The organism is Klebsiella ornithinolytica NBRC 105727 = ATCC 31898 (genome assembly GCF_001598295.1).
GTDB lineage: Bacteria > Pseudomonadota > Gammaproteobacteria > Enterobacterales > Enterobacteriaceae > Klebsiella > Klebsiella ornithinolytica.
The window spans coordinates 212,005-229,607 of record NZ_BCYR01000006.1 but is presented as its reverse complement, the minus strand read 5'-3'; the positions used below and the strand labels follow the sequence as shown (position 1 = coordinate 229,607).

The window sequence follows — 17,603 nt, the reverse complement described above, 5'->3', positions numbered from 1 at the left end:
GAAATAACGAGGACAGAGAGATGACAAGACTAAAGGATGCCGGGACGTTGCTGGCTCTCTTCTTAGGCTCAGCCATGATAAGCGCCTCGGCATATGCAGAAAATCCGCCGGCGAACAGCGCACAATCGGTTGCCACCAGCGCCGGTCAGGCCGTCGACAGCTCGCTGAATAAAGTCGGCGATTTTATGGATGACAGCACCATCACCGCCAGAGTGAAAGCGGCGCTGATTGACGATAAAAATATTCGCAGCAGCGATATCTCTGTGAAAACTGAGAATAAAGTGGTGACACTGAGCGGCTCGGTTGACAGCGCGGAGCAAAAAGATCTGGCGGTGAACGCCGCGAAAACGGTCAAAGGCGTCACCACCGTGAATGACCAGTTGAACGTGGTCGCAGAGAAGTCTGCCAGCCTGGAAGGGTACGCGGGCGATACGGCCATTACCAGTCAAGTTAAAGCCAAACTGTTGGCGGATGACATTGTGCCGTCGCGAAAGGTAACGGTTGAGACCCGTGACGGGACCGTACATTTATCCGGAACCGTTGATTCACGTCAGCAGGCGGATCGCGCGGCAGACATTGCCAAAGCCGTTTCTGGTGTTAAAAACGTAGAAAATAATCTCAGCGTTAAATAAACCCATTCATTTAATAACGTTATTTCCCGCTAACTATTCAACTCTTTGAATTATGCGTTGAATGACATGCGGGAGGTAAACAAATGAATCCTCTGGCGCTTATTCAGGTCATTTTATCGAGGAACACGGGCATCGCCCGACCACCAGCAATTCGACGTATGACGAGTGAAGAAAAAGAGCATGACAGGGTTGATTTATGCGCGGCCTGAGCGCGCAGAAAAGCGACCGTTATCCACTATGGTAAGGAGCACATTATGTTTCGATGGGGCATTATTTTTCTGGTCATTGCACTGATTGCCGCCGCGTTAGGATTTGGTAGCCTGGCGGGTACGGCTGCCTGGGCTGCAAAAATCGTCTTTGTCGTCGGTATTATTCTGTTCCTGGTTAGCCTGTTTACCGGGCGCCGGCGCCCATAGAAAGCGGTCTTTCCCTGCCGCGCAAGACGCGAAAGGCGTTTTAATGACATAGCGTTTTACATAAAGCCAGTCCTCAGGACTGGCTTTCGTGGTTTCAGGGGGGTAATAATTGCAGGACGGCGCGGCGATGGACGTCAGGATTTCAGATCCCTTGCGGGCGGTGAATGCCGCCCGACGGGCCGGGAGCGCCGGGGGGAGACCCTACCGAATGATTTTGGGCTGGTACAATAAAACATAACAGGAAAGCAGGGTGGGACATCGAATTCCCGTAACGCTTGGCAACATTGCGCCGTTGTCTGTCAAACCATTTCTTCCGGGCAAGCTTGGCCTGGTGTGCGAGGGTGGCGGTCAGCGAGGTATTTTTACCGCCGGAGTACTGGATGAGTTTATGCGCGCGGGATTCAACCCCTTTGACATTATGCTGGGGACATCCGCCGGGGCGCAGAACCTGTCGGCCTACATGTGCAACCAGCAGGGCTACGCCCGCAAGGTCATCACCCGTTACACCACGGCCCGGGAATTTTTCGATCCTATGCGTTTTGTCCGCGGCGGTAATCTCATCGATCTTGACTGGCTGGTGGAGACCACGGCGCAAAAAATGCCGCTGGCGATGAGCTATGCGGAGGAGCAATTCGCCCTGGGGAAAGAGCTGTGGATGTGCGCCTGCCGGGGCGATGATTATACGCCAGACTATTTTGCTCCCACCCAGACCACGTGGCTCGATCTGATCCGCGCCTCCAGCGCGATCCCCGGTTTCTATCGCAGCGGCGTCATGCTGGACGGCATCAGCTATCTGGATGGCGGCGTCAGCGATGCGATTCCCGTACAGGAGGCGGCCCGACGCGGGGCGCAAACCATCGTGGTTATCCGTACGGTGCCTTCGCAGATGTTCTATACCCCGCAGTGGTTTAAGCGAATGGAGCGCTGGCTGGGGGAAAGCAGCCTGCAGCCGTTCGTGAACCTGGTCCAGCATCACGAGGCCACCTATCGCACTACCCAACAGTTTATTGAGAAGCCGCCGGGTAAGCTGCGCATCCTGGAAATTTATCCGCAGAAACCGCTTAAAAGTATGGCGCTGGGAAGCCGTTTACCGGCGCTGCTGGAAGACTACAAGACCGGGCGACAGTGCGGACGTTATTTCCTCGCGACGGTCGGCAAAATGCTGGCCGACCGTCCACCGCTGGTGCGTCATCTGCCGCGAATCACGCAGCCGGCCTCGGTTGTGGTGCCGGCGGCTTCCGTCGCCAACGATTCTCACCCGGCCACTTTCGTGACCGCCCCGCAGGCTAATGATGCCAGCTTTGATAACGAGGATCTGGCATGACGTGGACGTTTATCGATACGCATTGTCATTTTGATTTCCCGCCCTTCGCCGGCCATGCCGCCGAGAGTCTTGCCCGGGCGGCGCAAGCCGGGGTGACGCAGATAATTGTTCCGGCCATTGAAGCGGAAAATTTCCCCCGCGTATTAGCGCTGGCGGAGCAGCATGAAGCGATTTATGCCGCCGTGGGACTGCATCCCATTGCGATCGAGCGGCATGATGAGCGCAGTCTTGAGCGCCTGGAGGAGTGCCTGCGCCAACGCCACCGAAAGCTGGTCGCGGTGGGGGAGACGGGGCTCGATCTGTATCGTGACGATCCGCAGTTTGAGCGCCAGCAGGTCATGCTGGAAGCGCAGCTGCGGCTGGCGAAGCGTTACGATCTGCCGGTGATTCTGCATTCCCGACGTACTCACGATAAGCTGGCGATGCTGCTGAAAAAACATGCCCTGCCGAGAACCGGCGTGGTGCATGGTTTCGCGGGAAGCCTGCAGCAAGCGGAACGTTTCGTTCAGGCAGGTTATAAAATTGGCGTCGGCGGAACCATAACCTACCCACGCGCCAGTAAAACGCGTGATGTCATGGCGCGTCTACCGCTATCGGCACTGCTGCTGGAGACGGATGCGCCGGATATGCCGCTCAATGGTTTTCAGGGGCAGCCAAATCGGCCCGAGCAGGTGGCCCGTGTCTTTGCCTCGCTATGTGAACTGCGGCAGGAACCTGCGGATGTCATTGCCAATGCGTTGATTCACAATACGAAAGCGTTGTTCTGTACCCTGTGACGTCCCACTCTCAGTGATGACGCTCGTGCGTCAGCCGCGGTGAAGAGGCTGCGGCTTCATCGCCGGTATTCCCGGATACCTCCCTTTCTCACTCCTCTGCGGATGTTATAATTCCATCATTTCCTGTTTTTAGTAACTTACTTATTTTTCAGTGATTATTGCCTGTTTTTCAATTTTTAGCACAAAATGCACTCGCTGCTGTCGAGGTGTCCTGTGGTTTTATGTTATTATATTAACATTCAGTTGCGTCTGCGGATTTTGATTATGCTTAAAGTAAACATGGCGTTTTGCAGCGCAATACTGCACTCGTAAAGGTGACTTGCGTCACATTACAGTAATGCAAATTCTCTATGAGTTTTCATTAACTGTGATGAATGTCGAAGTGTAACGGCGAGGTGATGTTACAATAGTAACAGACTCGCAAGGTGAACAAACTATTGAACCGGCAATAAGCCGTCGGAGTGTAAAATGACTGATTTATCTGCAAGCAGCCTGCGCGCGTTGAAACTGATGGACCTGACCACGCTGAATGACGATGACACCAATGAAAAGGTGATCGCTCTGTGCCATCAGGCAAAAACACCGGTAGGGAATACAGCGGCTATCTGCATCTATCCGCGCTTTATCCCGATCGCGCGTAAAACGCTGAACGCGCAAGGCACCCCGGATATCCGTATCGCCACGGTCACCAACTTCCCGCATGGTAACGATGATATCGATATCGCGCTGGCGGAAACCCGTGCGGCTATCGCTTATGGCGCGGACGAAGTTGACGTGGTATTCCCGTACCGCGCGCTGATCGCGGGTAACGAGCAGGTCGGATTCGATCTGGTGAAGGCCTGTAAAGAGGCTTGCGCGGCGGCCAACGTGCTGTTGAAAGTGATCATCGAAACCGGTGAGCTGAAAGAAGAAGCGTTAATTCGTAAAGCTTCTGAAATTTCTATTAAAGCCGGGGCGGATTTCATCAAAACCTCGACCGGTAAAGTCCCGGTAAACGCGACGCCGGAAAGCGCACGTATCATGCTGGAAGTGATCCGCGATATGGGCGTACAGAAAACCGTTGGCTTTAAGCCTGCGGGCGGCGTCCGCAGCGCTGAAGATGCGCAGCAGTTCCTGGCCATTGCCGATGAACTGTTCGGTGCCGACTGGGCGGATTCTCGCCACTATCGTTTCGGCGCATCCAGCCTGCTGGCAAGCCTGCTGAAAGCGCTGGGGCACGGCGACGGTAAGAGCGCCAGCAGCTACTAAGGCGTCACGGTGACAAAACCGTAGCCCGGATGAGGCGCAGCTGCGCCGACGCCGGGAGATTCCCGGCGTCGCGACGCTCGGCCGGGCTACAGGAACTTAGCGCGGGCGCAGATAACGCCGCCCGCCGAATTTGACCTTATTCCTCAGGGGGTTACCTTGTTTCTCGCACAAGAAATTATTCGTAAAAAACGTGACGGCCATGCGCTGAGCGATGACGAAATTCGCTTTTTCATCAACGGGATCCGTGATAACACCGTTTCTGAAGGGCAGATCGCGGCGCTGGCGATGACCATCTTTTTCCACGATATGTCTATGCCAGAACGCGTCTCGTTAACCATGGCAATGCGGGATTCAGGAACCGTTCTGGACTGGAAAAGCCTCAATCTGAACGGCCCGATTGTCGATAAACACTCTACCGGCGGCGTGGGCGATGTGACTTCGCTGATGCTTGGCCCGATGGTTGCCGCCTGCGGCGGCTATGTGCCGATGATCTCCGGGCGCGGCCTCGGTCATACCGGCGGCACCCTCGACAAACTGGAAGCCATTCCGGGTTTCGATATTTTCCCGGATGACGCCCGTTTCCGCGGCATTATTAAAGATGTTGGCGTCGCCATCATCGGGCAGACCAGTTCGCTGGCCCCTGCCGACAAACGTTTCTATGCCACCCGCGATATTACCGCGACGGTGGATTCCATCCCGCTCATCACCGCCTCGATTCTGGCGAAAAAACTGGCGGAAGGCCTGGATGCGCTGGTGATGGACGTTAAAGTAGGCAGCGGCGCCTTTATGCCGACCTACGAACTCTCCGCAGCGCTTGCCGAAGCGATCGTTGGCGTTTCCAACGGTGCCGGCGTGCGGACTACCGCGCTGCTGACCGATATGAACCAGGTGCTGGCATCCAGCGCCGGGAACGCCGTCGAAGTCCGTGAAGCGGTTCGCTTCCTGACCGGCGAATACCGCAATCCGCGTCTGTTTGATGTGACCATGGCGCTGTGCGTGGAAATGCTGATTTCCGGCAAGCTGGCTCAGGATGACGCCGACGCACGGGCGAAACTGCAGGCGGTGCTGGATAACGGCAAAGCGGCGGAACTCTTTGGCCGCATGGTTGCCGCCCAAAAAGGGCCGACCGATTTCGTCGAGAACTACGATAACTATCTGCCTACCGCGATGCTGAGCAAAGCGGTCTACGCTGATGGTGAAGGATTTGTCGCTGAAATGGACACCCGGGCGCTGGGTATGGCGGTGGTGTCGATGGGCGGCGGTCGTCGCCAGGCGTCCGATCCGATTGACTATAGCGTCGGCTTTACCGACATGGCGCGCCTGGGTGACAGCGTTGACGGACAGCGTCCGCTCGCGGTTATCCATGCTAAAGACGAAGCCAGCTGGCAGGAAGCGGCGAAAGCCGTCAAAGCGGCAATTAAACTGGACGATAAGGCGCCGAAAGAAACCCCGACGGTCTATCGCCGAATCACCGAATAACGGTATACTGATCTGATCGCTTTTTTGCAGCGCAAAAGGTACGGAGAATAATATGAAACGTGCATTTATTATGGTGCTGGACTCTTTCGGCATCGGTGCGACTGAAGATGCCGCTCGCTTTGGCGACGTCGGCTCAGACACTATGGGCCACATTGCTGAAGCCTGCGCTAAGGGCGAGGCTGACCATGGTCGCAAAGGCCCGCTGAATCTGCCTAATCTGACCCGTCTGGGGCTGGTCAAAGCTCACGAGGGCTCGACCGGCAAAATCGCTGCCGGGATGGACGCCAGTGCGGACGTCATTGGCGCATACGCCTGGGCGCATGAGCTCTCTTCCGGTAAAGATACGCCGTCCGGCCACTGGGAAATCGCCGGTGTACCGGTTCTGTTCGAATGGGGCTACTTCAGTGACCATCAGAACAGCTTCCCGCAGGAGCTGCTGGATAAACTGGTTAAACGTGCAAACCTGCCGGGCTATCTCGGTAACTGTCACTCCTCCGGGACGGTGATTCTGGATGAGCTTGGCGAAGAACATATGAAAACCGGCAAGCCGATTTTCTATACCTCCGCTGACTCCGTGTTCCAGATTGCCTGCCACGAAGAGACTTTTGGTCTGGATAAACTCTACGAGCTGTGCGAAATCGCCCGTGAGGAACTGACTGAAGGTGGCTACAACATTGGCCGCGTTATCGCGCGTCCGTTCGTGGGTGATAAACCGGGCCACTTCCAGCGTACCGGCAACCGTCACGATCTGGCCGTTGAACCGCCTGCGCCGACCGTGTTGCAAAAGCTGGTTGACGAGAAAGGCGGCCACGTGGTTTCCGTTGGGAAAATCGCAGACATCTATGCCAACTGCGGGATCACCAAAAAGGTGAAAGCGACCGGCCTCGATGCACTGTTTGACGCGACCATCAAAGAGATGAAAGAAGCGGGTGATAAGACCATCGTCTTCACTAACTTCGTGGACTTCGACTCTTCCTGGGGCCACCGTCGCGATATCGCCGGTTATGCGGCGGGTCTGGAACTGTTTGACCGTCGTCTACCGGAGCTGATGGAGCTGGTGGGTGAAGATGACATTCTGATCCTGACCGCTGACCACGGCTGTGACCCGAGCTGGCAGGGTACTGACCATACGCGTGAGCACATCCCGGTACTGGTCTACGGCCCGAAAGTTAAACCGGGCTCGCTGGGCCACCGTGAAACCTTCGCCGATATCGGCCAGACCCTGGCGAAATACTTTGGTACGTCCGACATGGAATATGGCAAGGCCATGTTCTAAGGTCATTGCCCGGTGGCGCTATGCTGACCGGGCCTACGGTTTTGTAGGCCGGGCAAGGCGCAGGCGCCGCCCGGCAAAAACAACAATATAAAAGGAACTGAAGATGGCAACTCCTCATATTAATGCAGAAATGGGTGATTTCGCTGACGTCGTGTTGATGCCGGGCGACCCGCTGCGCGCGAAGCACATCGCGGAAACTTTCCTTGAAGACGTGCGCGAAGTGAACAACGTGCGCGGCATGCTGGGCTTTACCGGTACCTATAAAGGCCGCAAGATCTCCGTCATGGGCCACGGTATGGGTATCCCGTCCTGCTCCATCTACACCAAAGAGCTGATCACCGATTTCGGCGTGAAGAAGATTATTCGCGTGGGCTCCTGCGGTGCGGTACGTGCTGATGTGAAACTGCGTGATGTGGTGATTGGCATGGGCGCGTGCACCGACTCCAAAGTCAACCGTCTGCGCTTTAAAGATCATGATTTCGCCGCTATCGCTGACTTCGGCATGGTGCGTAACGCGGTTGATGCTGCAAAAGCGCTGGGTGTTGATGCCCGCGTCGGTAACATCTTCTCCGCAGACCTGTTCTATACCCCGGATCCGTCCATGTTCGACGTGATGGAAAAATACGGCATCCTGGGCGTGGAAATGGAAGCCGCCGGTATCTACGGCGTAGCCGCGGAGTTCGGGGCGAAAGCGCTGACTATCTGCACCGTTTCCGATCATATTCGCACGCATGAACAGACGACTGCGGCTGAGCGTCAGACGACGTTCAACGATATGATCAAAATCGCGCTGGAATCCGTTCTGCTGGGCGATAAAGAGTAAAAGTTGTATGGCTATTGCCCGGTGGCACTGCGCTTACCGGGCCTGGCAAACCGCGTAGAATCTGTAGGCCGGATAGGGCGTAACCGCTATTCTCGTGCTTACCGGGCCAACAAAATGGTGCCGAATCTGTAGGCCGGATAAGGCGTAGCCGCCATCCGGCTTTTTTATCAGCGCACCGCGCCGGCAATCCACCCCGACAGCTCCCGCAGCTCTTTCTCCTGCTCCGGGAAATCCACTATTAATGCTTCACACGCCTGCTGCAGCACGTCAGCCCGATACGGGCAGCCCTGCAATCGCGTAGCCAGCGCTTCCAGCGGTGCCGGATTGAGACTATCGGTAAAGACCTGCGTACGGGTGATATGGCCTTTCTCAACGTCGAAGTGCAGCTCAACCCCACCCCAGACAAAGCGCTCATCCAGCAGGTGGGAGAAGGCCGGCGCCTGACCAAAATTCCATGCCCAGCTGCTCTGGCGGGCGAAGGTCTCGGCAAAGTTCGGCAGATCCGGCGTCTTATCGGGCGAAATCACTTCCGCGGCGACGCGCTCGCCGTAGTAGGCGAAAAAGGCCTCTTCAATCGCCGAGCAGACCTGCTGGTGCGTAATACCCGGCAGCAGCTCAACCAGATTGGCCACCCGGCCGCGCACCGAGGTGATACCTTTCGCCTGCAGCTTCTTTTTATCCGGGTTGAGATAGTTTGCCAGACGACTTAAATCGGCATTCAACAGCAGCGTGCCGTGGTGAAAACCGCGATCAAGGGTTTCGCGATAGGCTGAGCCGGAGATTTTACGATCGCCTTCGGCTGTTTTGACGACCAGGTCATTGCGCCCGGAGGCTTCAGCCGCGACGCCCAGCGCCGCCAGCGCAGCCAGCACAATCCGGGTGGAGACGGTTTTATCGTACTCGGGCTTGCCCGCCATAAAGGTAAAGCAGGTGTTGCCCAGATCGTGAAAAACGGCGCCGCCGCCGCTGCTGCGGCGGGCCAGACGCACGTTGTCCTCCTCCATCCGGCGGGTGTTGCACTCTTTCCACGGGTTTTGCGCCCGGCCAATAACCACCGTGTCGGCATTGCGCCACAGAAACAGCACGCGCTGGGTGGCGGGCATCTGGCGGAAAATACACTCTTCAACCGCGAGGTTGAACCAGGGATCCGTGGAGTCTGAGAGCAGCAGGCGTAGCGTCGACATCAGCGATTTCCTTATTCTTATTCATCTTTGTCTTCGTCCTGCACCGGCTTATTGGCAGTGAGCAGGAAGGGCGATTGCTGCCAGCGGGTGCGCTTGCCCTGCAGCAGCGTGCGGGTCAGCACCACGCCGATGGCCAGCGACAGCAGTAGCATCAGACGTAAAATATTGGTGGTATTATCCACCTGTTTCGCCTCGGTGGCTAACGTATGGGTATCCAGCGTCAGGCGCAGGTAGCCCAGCGGCCCGTTTTTACCCTGAATCGGCTCCACGATCTGCTGATTGAAGTAACCCCCCGCTTTTTTGCCGTCCAGCGCCAGCCTGTCGCGCACGTTGACCCCTTCGCCCGAGCGGGCGACCAGATCGCCCTGGTCATCATAGACTCCGGCATCAAGGACCCGGCTCTGGCGGGTGAGCAGCTCCAGCAGCTCACCGATCCGTTTTTCATCAGGGGTCTCGCTGCGCATCATTGGCGCCAGATTCAGCGTAACCTGCTGCGCAAGGGTGCGAGCCAGTTCTTCTAACTGTGGATTACGTTGCTTTTGGCTGTTCTGGCTGAACCACGACGCTCCCTGCATCAGGGCAACGAGAAGCGCGAGGCAGATAAGAACAATGACGGCGCGATGCAGTCGGAATTTCAGTTTTGCGCGTACCATATTCCACCTTTAATATTTACAGCTTAATGTTGCCAGAAGCGCTGGTTACAAGGTAGCCTCATGCGTTATTTTCCTGGCCTGAATAAAGAAATGTGGAGCCGTAATGCCAAACAGTTTGACCTGGTGCGATCTGCCCGAAGATGTTTCCCTGTGGCCTGGATTACCGCTTTCGCTGAGCGGTGATGAGGTCATGCCGCTGGATTACCATGCCGGACGCAGCGGCTGGCTGCTCTACGGACGCGGCCTTGATAAACGCCGGCTGACCGCCTGGCAGCGTGAGCTGGGTGCCGCGCTGGTTATCGTTGCCTCCTGGGTTGTCGAAGATTATCAGGTTATTCGTCTGGCGGGCTCTCTGACGCTGCGGGCAACCCGGCTGGCGCACGAAGCGGGGCTGGATGTCGCCCCGCTGGGGAAAATTCCGCATCTGCGTACGCCTGGGCTGCTGGTGATGGATATGGACTCCACGGCGATTCAAATCGAGTGCATTGACGAAATCGCCAAACTGGCCGGAACCGGCGAAATGGTGTCGGAAGTGACCGAACGTGCGATGCGCGGCGAGCTGGATTTCACCGCCAGCCTGCGTCAGCGGGTGGCGACATTGAAAGATGCCGATGCCAATATTTTGCTGCAGGTGCGCGAATCGCTCCCGCTGATGCCGGGGCTGGCGCAGCTGGTGCTGAAGCTGGAGACGCTGGGCTGGAAAGTCGCGATTGCCTCCGGCGGATTCACCTTCTTCGCCGAATACCTGCGCGACAAGCTGCATCTTGACGCCGTGGTCGCTAATGAGCTGGAGATTATGGACGGCAAGCTGACCGGGAACGTCATCGGCGATATTGTCGATGCCAAATATAAAGCCGCCACGCTGAGAAAACTGGCGGAAAAATATGCAATCCCGCCGGCGCAGACCGTGGCGATCGGCGATGGCGCCAACGATCTACCGATGATCAAAGCGGCGGGGCTGGGGATCGCGTATCATGCTAAGCCAAAAGTGAATGAACAGGCGGAGGTGACAATCCGTCACGCTGATCTGATGGGCGTCTTCTGTATTCTCTCAGGCAGCATGAATCAAAAGTAAGAGGTAACACGTGGCGAAAGCTCCAAAACGCGCATTTGTCTGTAATGAATGTGGTGCGGATTACCCGCGCTGGCAGGGGCAGTGCAGCGCCTGTCATGCCTGGAATACCATCACCGAGGTGCGTATTGCCGCTTCGCCGCAGGTGGCGAGAAACGAGCGTCTGACGGGCTATGCCGGGAATGCCGGTGCGTCGAAGGTACAAAAACTGTCGGAGATTAGCCTCGAGGCGCTACCGCGTTTCTCCACCGGTTTTAAAGAGTTTGACCGCGTGCTCGGCGGTGGCGTGGTGCCGGGCAGCGCAATTCTGATTGGCGGCAGTCCGGGGGCGGGTAAATCGACGCTGCTGCTGCAGACGCTGTGCCGACTGTCGGAAAACATGAAAACGCTGTACGTCACCGGGGAAGAGTCGTTGCAGCAGGTAGCGATGCGCGCTCACCGCCTGGGGTTGCCGACCGCTAATCTCAATATGCTCTCCGAGACCAGCATTGAACAAATCTGCCAGATAGCCGATGACGAAAAGCCGCAGCTGATGGTTATCGACTCGATCCAGGTGATGCATATGGCCGACGTTCAGTCGTCGCCGGGCAGCGTCGCCCAGGTACGCGAAACGGCGGCCTATCTGACGCGTTTTGCGAAAACGCGCGATGTGGCGATCATCATGGTAGGTCATGTGACCAAAGATGGTTCGCTGGCCGGGCCGAAGGTGCTGGAGCACTGTATTGACTGCTCGGTGCTGCTGGATGGCGATGCCGATTCTCGCTTTCGTACCCTGCGCAGCCATAAAAACCGCTTTGGCGCGGTGAATGAGCTGGGGGTGTTCGCGATGACCGAGCAGGGGCTGCGTGAAATCAGCAACCCTTCGGCGATTTTTCTCAGCCGCGGCGATGAAGTGACTTCCGGCAGCTCGGTGATGGTGGTCTGGGAGGGCACTCGTCCTCTGCTGGTGGAGATTCAGGCGCTGGTCGACCATTCAATGATGTCTAACCCGCGTCGCGTTGCGGTAGGGCTGGAGCAGAACCGCCTGGCGATTCTGCTGGCGGTTCTGCACCGTCACGGCGGTCTGCAGATGGCCGATCAGGATGTTTTTGTTAACGTCGTCGGCGGGGTGAAGGTGGCGGAAACCAGCGCTGACCTGGCGCTGCTGCTGGCCATGGTTTCCAGCCTGCGCGATCGTCCGCTGCCGCACGATCTGGTGGTATTTGGTGAAGTGGGGCTGTCCGGCGAAATCCGCCCGGTGCCCAGCGGCCAGGAGCGCATCTCCGAGGCGGCGAAACATGGTTTTCGTCGCGCCATCGTCCCGGCGGCCAACGTGCCGAAAAAAGCACCAGAAGGGATGCAAATCTTTGGTGTGAAAAAGCTTTCAGACGCGCTAAGCGTGTTTGACGACTTATAATTAAATACCCGCCGCCTGTCCGGCGGCAGAGGGGCTGGCTGCGTGGGTCCGTATGAACGACTGAGTTGCCTCGGTTCATCGTGCTTCGTCCGTCTGCCGGCCGCAACAGGGTATTTCATCAGTTTTGCTAAAGCAGGAGGCTCTTGTGTCATCTTTCGACTATCTCAAAACCGCGATTAAGCAAAAGGGCTGTACGCTGCAACAGGTCGCGGAAGCCAGCGGAATGACCAAAGGCTATTTGAGCCAGCTGCTGAATGCCAAAATCAAAAGCCCAAGCGCGCAGAAGCTGGAAGCCCTGCACCGTTTTCTTGGCCTGGAATTCCCGCGTCGGCAAAAGAGCGTCGGCGTGGTATTTGGTAAGTTCTATCCGCTGCACACCGGGCATATCTATCTGATTCAGCGCGCCTGTAGCCAGGTGGATGAGCTGCATATCATCATGGGTTACGACGATACGCGCGATCGTCAGCTGTTTGAAGACAGCGCGATGTCGCAACAGCCGACGGTATCCGATCGTCTGCGCTGGCTGCTGCAAACCTTCAAATATCAGAAAAATATCCGTATCCATGCGTTTAATGAAGAGGGGATGGAACCTTATCCCCACGGCTGGGACGTCTGGAGCCGCGGGATCCGCGCATTTATGAGCGATAAAGGGATCCAGCCGAACTGGATCTACACCTCGGAAGAGGCCGATGCGCAGCAATATCGGCAACATCTGGCGATCGAAACCGTGCTGATCGATCCGAAACGCACCTTTATGAGTATCAGCGGCGGGCAGATCCGTGAAAACCCGTTCCGCTACTGGGAGTACATCCCGACGGAAGTGAAACCGTTCTTTGTACGTACGGTGGCGATTCTGGGCGGCGAATCGAGCGGGAAATCGACGCTGGTCAATAAGCTCGCGAATATCTTTAACACCACCAGCGCCTGGGAGTATGGTCGCGATTACGTCTTCTCGCACCTCGGCGGCGATGAGATGGCGCTGCAGTATTCCGACTATGACAAAATTGCGCTTGGCCACGCGCAGTATATTGATTTCGCGGTTAAATATGCCAATAAGGTGGCGTTTATCGACACCGATTTCGTCAGCACCCAGGCATTTTGCCTGAAGTATGAAGGGCGCGAGCACCCCTTCGTTCAGGCGCTGATCGACGAGTACCGTTTTGACCTGGTGATTCTGCTGGAGAACAATACGCCGTGGGTTGCCGACGGCTTACGTAGCCTCGGTAGCTCGGTGGATCGCAAGGAGTTCCAGACGCTGCTGGTGTCGCTGCTCAAAGAGAATGAGATCGACTTTGTGCATGTGAAAGAGTCGGATTACGACACGCGCTTTCTGCGCTGCGTTGATCTGGTCAAGCAGCTGATGGGTGAACCGGGCTAACTACTGCCTGGAGAGTTCTGGCGCGCGCTGAGCATAAAAAAACGGGTGGCCTGGGCCACCCGTTTTTATTACTTCGCAATACGCTTGTACTTGATTCGCTTTGGCTCCAGCGCATCGGCGCCGAGGGTGCGTTTCTTATACTCTTCGTACTCGGTGAAGTTACCTTCGAAGAATTCGACTTTACCTTCATCCTGGTAATCCAGAATGTGGGTCGCGATACGGTCGAGGAACCAACGGTCGTGCGAGATAACCATCGCGCAGCCCGGGAACTCCAGCAGGGCGTTTTCTAACGCGCGCAGGGTTTCGATATCCAGGTCGTTGGTCGGTTCATCGAGCAGCAGCACGTTACCGCCAACCTGCAGCAGCTTCGCGAGGTGCAGACGACCGCGCTCACCGCCGGAGAGTTCGCCCACGCGTTTACCCTGGTCGACGCCTTTAAAGTTAAAGCGACCGACGTAGGCGCGGCTAGGCATTTCGGTGTTGCCGATCTTCATGATATCCAGCCCGCCGGAGACTTCTTCCCAGACGGTTTTGCTGTTATCCATCGCGTCGCGGAACTGATCGACGGAAGCCAGCTTCACGGTTTCACCCAGGGTGATGGAACCGGCATCAGGCTGTTCCTGACCGGACATCATGCGGAACAGGGTCGATTTACCGGCGCCGTTAGGGCCGATAATCCCGACGATTGCCCCTTTCGGTACCGAGAAGGTCAGATCGTCAATCAGCACGCGGTCGCCGTAAGACTTACGCAGGTTGCTGACTTCAACAACTTTATCTCCCAGACGGGCTCCAGGCGGAATAAACAGTTCGTTGGTTTCGTTACGCTTCTGATATTCGACGTTGTTAAGCTCTTCAAAGCGCGCCAGACGGGCCTTGCCCTTAGACTGACGGCCTTTCGCGCCCTGGCGTACCCACTCCAGCTCTTTCTCGATGGATTTACGGCGCGCCGCTTCCTGAGAGGCTTCCTGCGCCAGACGCTGATCTTTCTGCTCCAGCCAGGAGGAGTAGTTCCCTTCCCACGGAATCCCTTCGCCGCGGTCCAGTTCGAGGATCCAGCCAGCCACGTTATCAAGGAAGTAACGGTCGTGGGTAATCGCCACGACGGTCCCTTCGAAGTCATGCAGGAAGCGTTCCAGCCAGGCCACGGATTCAGCATCCAGGTGGTTGGTCGGTTCGTCGAGCAGCAGCATGTCTGGTTTTTCCAGCAGCAGGCGACACAGCGCCACGCGGCGGCGTTCGCCACCGGACAGGTTGGCGATTTTCGCCTCCCAGTCCGGCAGACGCAGGGCATCGGCCGCACGTTCCAGCTGCACGTTCAGGTTATGACCGTCGTGAGCCTGAATGATCTCTTCAAACTTGCCCTGCTGCGCCGCGAGTTTATCGAAGTCGGCATCTGGCTCAGCGTATTTGGCATACACCTCATCCAGGCCTTTCAGCGCGTTAACCACTTCGGCTACCGCTTCTTCTACCGACTCACGTACGGTCTGCTCCGGGTTGAGCTGCGGCTCCTGCGGCAGATAGCCAATTTTCAGGCCAGGCTGCGGACGGGCTTCGCCTTCGATGTCGGTATCGATGCCGGCCATAATACGTAACAGGGTAGATTTACCGGCACCGTTAAGACCGAGAACGCCGATCTTCGCGCCAGGGAAGAAGCTCAGGGAGATATTTTTCAAAATATGACGTTTCGGCGGAACCACTTTGCCGACACGATGCATGGTATAAACGAATTGAGCCACGGTGGACTTCGCCTCTTTTATTTTGATGAATAGTTTTCAAAGGCGAAGTGTAGCCTTTTTCACGCGTTAAGCCCAGAGAGGCGATGGGATTCACAGAAGAGTAAAAAAATGTCCAGGACGTGGCACGTTTGGCGTTGTCTGGTTAGCATATCTATAGCGACACCGGGACATTTAAAAAGCGGCATGATGCTGCTCTGATGTAGTGAGATGTACTTTTAACAGAGGAAGAGCTTGTGGAAAAAGCCAAAACGATGGCATGGCGTCTTCTGGCGGCCAGCGTGAGTCTGCTGACGCTCAGCCAGTTGGCACATGCGGATTCACTGGATGAACAGCGCAGCCGCTACGCTCAAATTAAGCAGGCATGGGATAGCCGACAGATGTCCGTTGTCGAACAGCTTATGCCAACGCTGACCACCTATCCGCTGTACCCCTACCTTCAGTACCGGCAGATCACCGACGATCTGATGAACCAGCCGGCGCTGGTGGTGAAAAACTTCATTGAAGCGAACCCGACGCTGCCGCCGGCGCGCACCCTGAAATCGCGCTTTGTTAACGAGCTGGCGCGCCGTACCGACTGGAGCGGACTGCTGGCGTTCAGCCCGGAAAAACCCACCAGCACCGAAGCGCAATGTAATTACTACTACGCGAAGCTGAGCGTGGGCCAGGCGCAGGAAGCCTGGGACGGCGCGAAAGCGCTGTGGCTGACCGGTAAAAGCCAGCCTAATGCCTGCGACGCGCTGTTTAGCGCCTGGCGTTCTTCCGGCAAGCAGGATCCGTTGGCATATCTTGAGCGTATTCGCCTGGCAATGAAGGCGGGTAACACCGGTCTGGTCAGCGTGCTGGCCCAGCAGATGCCGCCTGAATACCAGACGATTTCGTCAGCGGTTGTGGCGCTGGCAAACGATCCGAATACCGTCATGACCTTTGCCCGTACTACTGGCGCGACGGACTTTACCCGCCAGATGGCGGCGGTGGCCTTCGCCAGCGTGGCGCGCCAGGACGTCGAAAACGCCCGGCTGATGATTCCGTCATTGGTGCAGGCACAGAAGCTGAATGAAGATCAAACCCAGGAGCTGCGGGATATCGTTGCCTGGCGCCTGATGGGCAACGATGTGACCGAAGAGCAGGCCGTCTGGCGCGATGACGCTATTATGCGTTCGCAATCCACCGCGCTAGTAGAGCGCCGGGTGCGAATGGCGCTGGGTGCCGGGGATCGCCACGGGTTGAATACCTGGCTGGCCCGCCTGCCGATGGAGGCGAAAGAGAAAGATGAGTGGCGCTATTGGCAGGCGGATCTGCTGCTGGAGCGCGGGCGCGATGACGAAGCAAAAGCGATTCTCCGTTCGTTGATGCAGCAGCGTGGTTTCTACCCGATGATTGCCGCCCAGCGTCTGGGAGAGGATTTCACCTTCCGGATCGATAAAGCGCCAGAGAATCTCGATCCTGCGCTGACCTCCGGGCCGGAAATGGCTCGGGTACGCGAGCTGATGTACTGGAATATGGACAACACCGCCCGCAGCGAATGGGCAAATCTGGTGACCAGCCGGACGAAAGAGCAGCAGGCGCAGCTGGCGCGCTATGCCTTCAACCAGCACTGGTGGGATCTCAGCGTACAGGCAACCATCGCCGGGAAGCTGTGGGATCAGCTGGAGGAACGTTTCCCGCTGGCCTACAACGATCTCTTCGCGCGTTATATCAGCGGCAAAGCCATTCCGCAGAGCTATGCGATGGCGATTGCTCGCCAGGAGAGCGCGTGGAACCCGAAAGTCCGTTCTCCGGTTGGCGCCAGCGGCCTGATGCAAATCATGCCGGGTACGGCGACCCATACGGTGAGTATGTTCAGTATCCCAGGCTACAGCAGTCCGTCGCAACTGCTGGATCCCGAGACCAATATCAATATTGGCACTAGCTATCTGCAGTATGTATACCAGCAGTTTGGCAATAACCGCATTTATGCTTCCGCGGCCTACAACGCCGGTCCGGGGCGGGTGCGAACCTGGCAGGGTAATAGCGCCGGGCGCATCGATGCGGTGGCGTTTATCGAGAGTATTCCGTTCTCGGAAACGCGGGGTTATGTGAAGAACGTACTCTCCTACGATGCCTATTACCGTTACTTTATGGGACAGAAAGCGTCCATGCTGAGCGATGCGGAGTGGCAGCAGCGTTACTGATGCTCAGCAGATTACGCGTGACAAAACGGGCTGAACGCC

The 17,603-nt window shown here is 56.9% G+C and carries 15 protein-coding genes; 12 read left to right on the top strand and 3 right to left on the bottom strand.

Annotated elements, in window-relative coordinates; translation table 11 throughout:
• The first annotated feature begins 20 nt into the window (after positions 1 to 20).
• From osmY to deoD, 8 genes are all read left to right on the top strand, one after another.
• The gene (gene osmY / locus ROR01S_RS14185; protein ID WP_004857647.1) at positions 21 to 632 is read left to right on the top strand and encodes a molecular chaperone OsmY; all 612 of its coding nucleotides are present in this window, start codon (positions 21 to 23) and stop codon (positions 630 to 632) included.
• 254 nt (positions 633 to 886) lie between these two features.
• Positions 887 to 1,048, top strand: coding sequence for a DUF1328 domain-containing protein (locus tag ROR01S_RS26240; protein ID WP_004857650.1), 162 nt, complete (start codon positions 887 to 889; stop codon positions 1,046 to 1,048).
• A gap of 250 nt (positions 1,049 to 1,298) precedes the next feature.
• The gene (locus ROR01S_RS14180; RefSeq protein ID WP_032716534.1) at positions 1,299 to 2,372 is read left to right on the top strand and encodes a patatin-like phospholipase family protein; all 1,074 of its coding nucleotides are present in this window, start codon (positions 1,299 to 1,301) and stop codon (positions 2,370 to 2,372) included.
• Positions 2,369 to 3,148 (top strand): metal-dependent hydrolase, encoded by a 780-nt coding sequence (locus tag ROR01S_RS14175; protein ID WP_004857654.1) that lies wholly within the window; start codon positions 2,369 to 2,371, stop codon positions 3,146 to 3,148. The genes ROR01S_RS14180 and ROR01S_RS14175 overlap by 4 nt, the downstream gene beginning before the upstream one ends.
• Before the next feature lie 468 nt (positions 3,149 to 3,616).
• Positions 3,617 to 4,396: a deoxyribose-phosphate aldolase gene (gene deoC / locus ROR01S_RS14170; RefSeq protein ID WP_004857657.1), complete on the top strand. Its 780-nt coding sequence runs from the start codon at positions 3,617 to 3,619 to the stop codon at positions 4,394 to 4,396.
• Positions 4,397 to 4,552: 156 nt separating this feature from the next.
• Complete coding sequence (gene deoA / locus ROR01S_RS14165) at positions 4,553 to 5,875, top strand: thymidine phosphorylase (protein WP_004857659.1); 1,323 nt, start codon at positions 4,553 to 4,555, stop codon at positions 5,873 to 5,875.
• A gap of 52 nt (positions 5,876 to 5,927) precedes the next feature.
• A complete protein-coding gene (gene deoB, locus ROR01S_RS14160; protein ID WP_004857660.1) occupies positions 5,928 to 7,151 on the top strand; it encodes a phosphopentomutase in 1,224 nt (407 codons plus the stop codon).
• A 103-nt stretch (positions 7,152 to 7,254) separates the two neighbouring features.
• Entirely contained in the window at positions 7,255 to 7,974 is a 720-nt protein-coding gene (deoD, locus tag ROR01S_RS14155) for a purine-nucleoside phosphorylase (RefSeq protein WP_004857662.1), read from the top strand.
• Between the two features lie 167 nt (positions 7,975 to 8,141).
• Here deoD and lplA read toward each other — a convergent pair whose 3' ends face one another.
• Positions 8,142 to 9,158, bottom strand: coding sequence for a lipoate--protein ligase (gene lplA / locus ROR01S_RS14150; RefSeq protein WP_004857664.1), 1,017 nt, complete (start codon positions 9,156 to 9,158; stop codon positions 8,142 to 8,144).
• Between the two features lie 17 nt (positions 9,159 to 9,175).
• Positions 9,176 to 9,811: a YtjB family periplasmic protein gene (locus ROR01S_RS14145; protein WP_004857667.1), complete on the bottom strand. Its 636-nt coding sequence runs from the start codon at positions 9,809 to 9,811 to the stop codon at positions 9,176 to 9,178.
• Between the two features lie 103 nt (positions 9,812 to 9,914).
• On the opposite strand from ROR01S_RS14145, the gene serB reads away from it, so the two are divergent.
• The 3 genes from serB (at position 9,915) to nadR (ending at position 13,657) form a co-directional block, all read left to right on the top strand.
• Positions 9,915 to 10,886: a phosphoserine phosphatase gene (gene serB / locus ROR01S_RS14140; protein ID WP_004857669.1), complete on the top strand. Its 972-nt coding sequence runs from the start codon at positions 9,915 to 9,917 to the stop codon at positions 10,884 to 10,886.
• Between the two features lie 10 nt (positions 10,887 to 10,896).
• Complete coding sequence (gene radA / locus ROR01S_RS14135; protein WP_004857671.1) at positions 10,897 to 12,279, top strand: DNA repair protein RadA; 1,383 nt, start codon at positions 10,897 to 10,899, stop codon at positions 12,277 to 12,279.
• Positions 12,280 to 12,424: 145 nt separating this feature from the next.
• Positions 12,425 to 13,657, top strand: coding sequence for a multifunctional transcriptional regulator/nicotinamide-nucleotide adenylyltransferase/ribosylnicotinamide kinase NadR (gene nadR / locus ROR01S_RS14130; protein ID WP_004857673.1), 1,233 nt, complete (start codon positions 12,425 to 12,427; stop codon positions 13,655 to 13,657).
• 68 nt (positions 13,658 to 13,725) lie between these two features.
• Here the strand turns inward: nadR and ettA are convergent, their stop codons facing one another.
• Positions 13,726 to 15,393: an energy-dependent translational throttle protein EttA gene (gene ettA, locus ROR01S_RS14125; RefSeq protein WP_004857675.1), complete on the bottom strand. Its 1,668-nt coding sequence runs from the start codon at positions 15,391 to 15,393 to the stop codon at positions 13,726 to 13,728.
• 233 nt (positions 15,394 to 15,626) lie between these two features.
• Here ettA and sltY point away from each other — a divergent pair, with 233 nt between their 5' ends.
• Complete coding sequence (gene sltY, locus ROR01S_RS14120; RefSeq protein WP_004857677.1) at positions 15,627 to 17,564, top strand: murein transglycosylase; 1,938 nt, start codon at positions 15,627 to 15,629, stop codon at positions 17,562 to 17,564.
• Positions 17,565 to 17,603 lie beyond the last annotated feature (39 nt).

Excerpts from the sequence above, each read along its gene's own strand:
- osmY (WP_004857647.1), top strand. The coding sequence starts at position 21 with ATGACAAGACTAAAGGATGCCGGGACGTTGCTGGCTCTCTTCTTAGGC.
- ROR01S_RS26240 (WP_004857650.1), top strand. The coding sequence starts at position 887 with ATGTTTCGATGGGGCATTATTTTTCTGGTCATTGCACTGATTGCCGCC.
- ROR01S_RS14175 (WP_004857654.1), top strand. The coding sequence starts at position 2,369 with ATGACGTGGACGTTTATCGATACGCATTGTCATTTTGATTTCCCGCCC.
- deoC (WP_004857657.1), top strand. The coding sequence starts at position 3,617 with ATGACTGATTTATCTGCAAGCAGCCTGCGCGCGTTGAAACTGATGGAC.
- deoB (WP_004857660.1), top strand. The coding sequence starts at position 5,928 with ATGAAACGTGCATTTATTATGGTGCTGGACTCTTTCGGCATCGGTGCG.
- deoD (WP_004857662.1), top strand. The coding sequence starts at position 7,255 with ATGGCAACTCCTCATATTAATGCAGAAATGGGTGATTTCGCTGACGTC.
- lplA (WP_004857664.1), bottom strand. The coding sequence starts at position 9,158 with ATGTCGACGCTACGCCTGCTGCTCTCAGACTCCACGGATCCCTGGTTC.
- ROR01S_RS14145 (WP_004857667.1), bottom strand. The coding sequence starts at position 9,811 with ATGGTACGCGCAAAACTGAAATTCCGACTGCATCGCGCCGTCATTGTT.
- serB (WP_004857669.1), top strand. The coding sequence starts at position 9,915 with ATGCCAAACAGTTTGACCTGGTGCGATCTGCCCGAAGATGTTTCCCTG.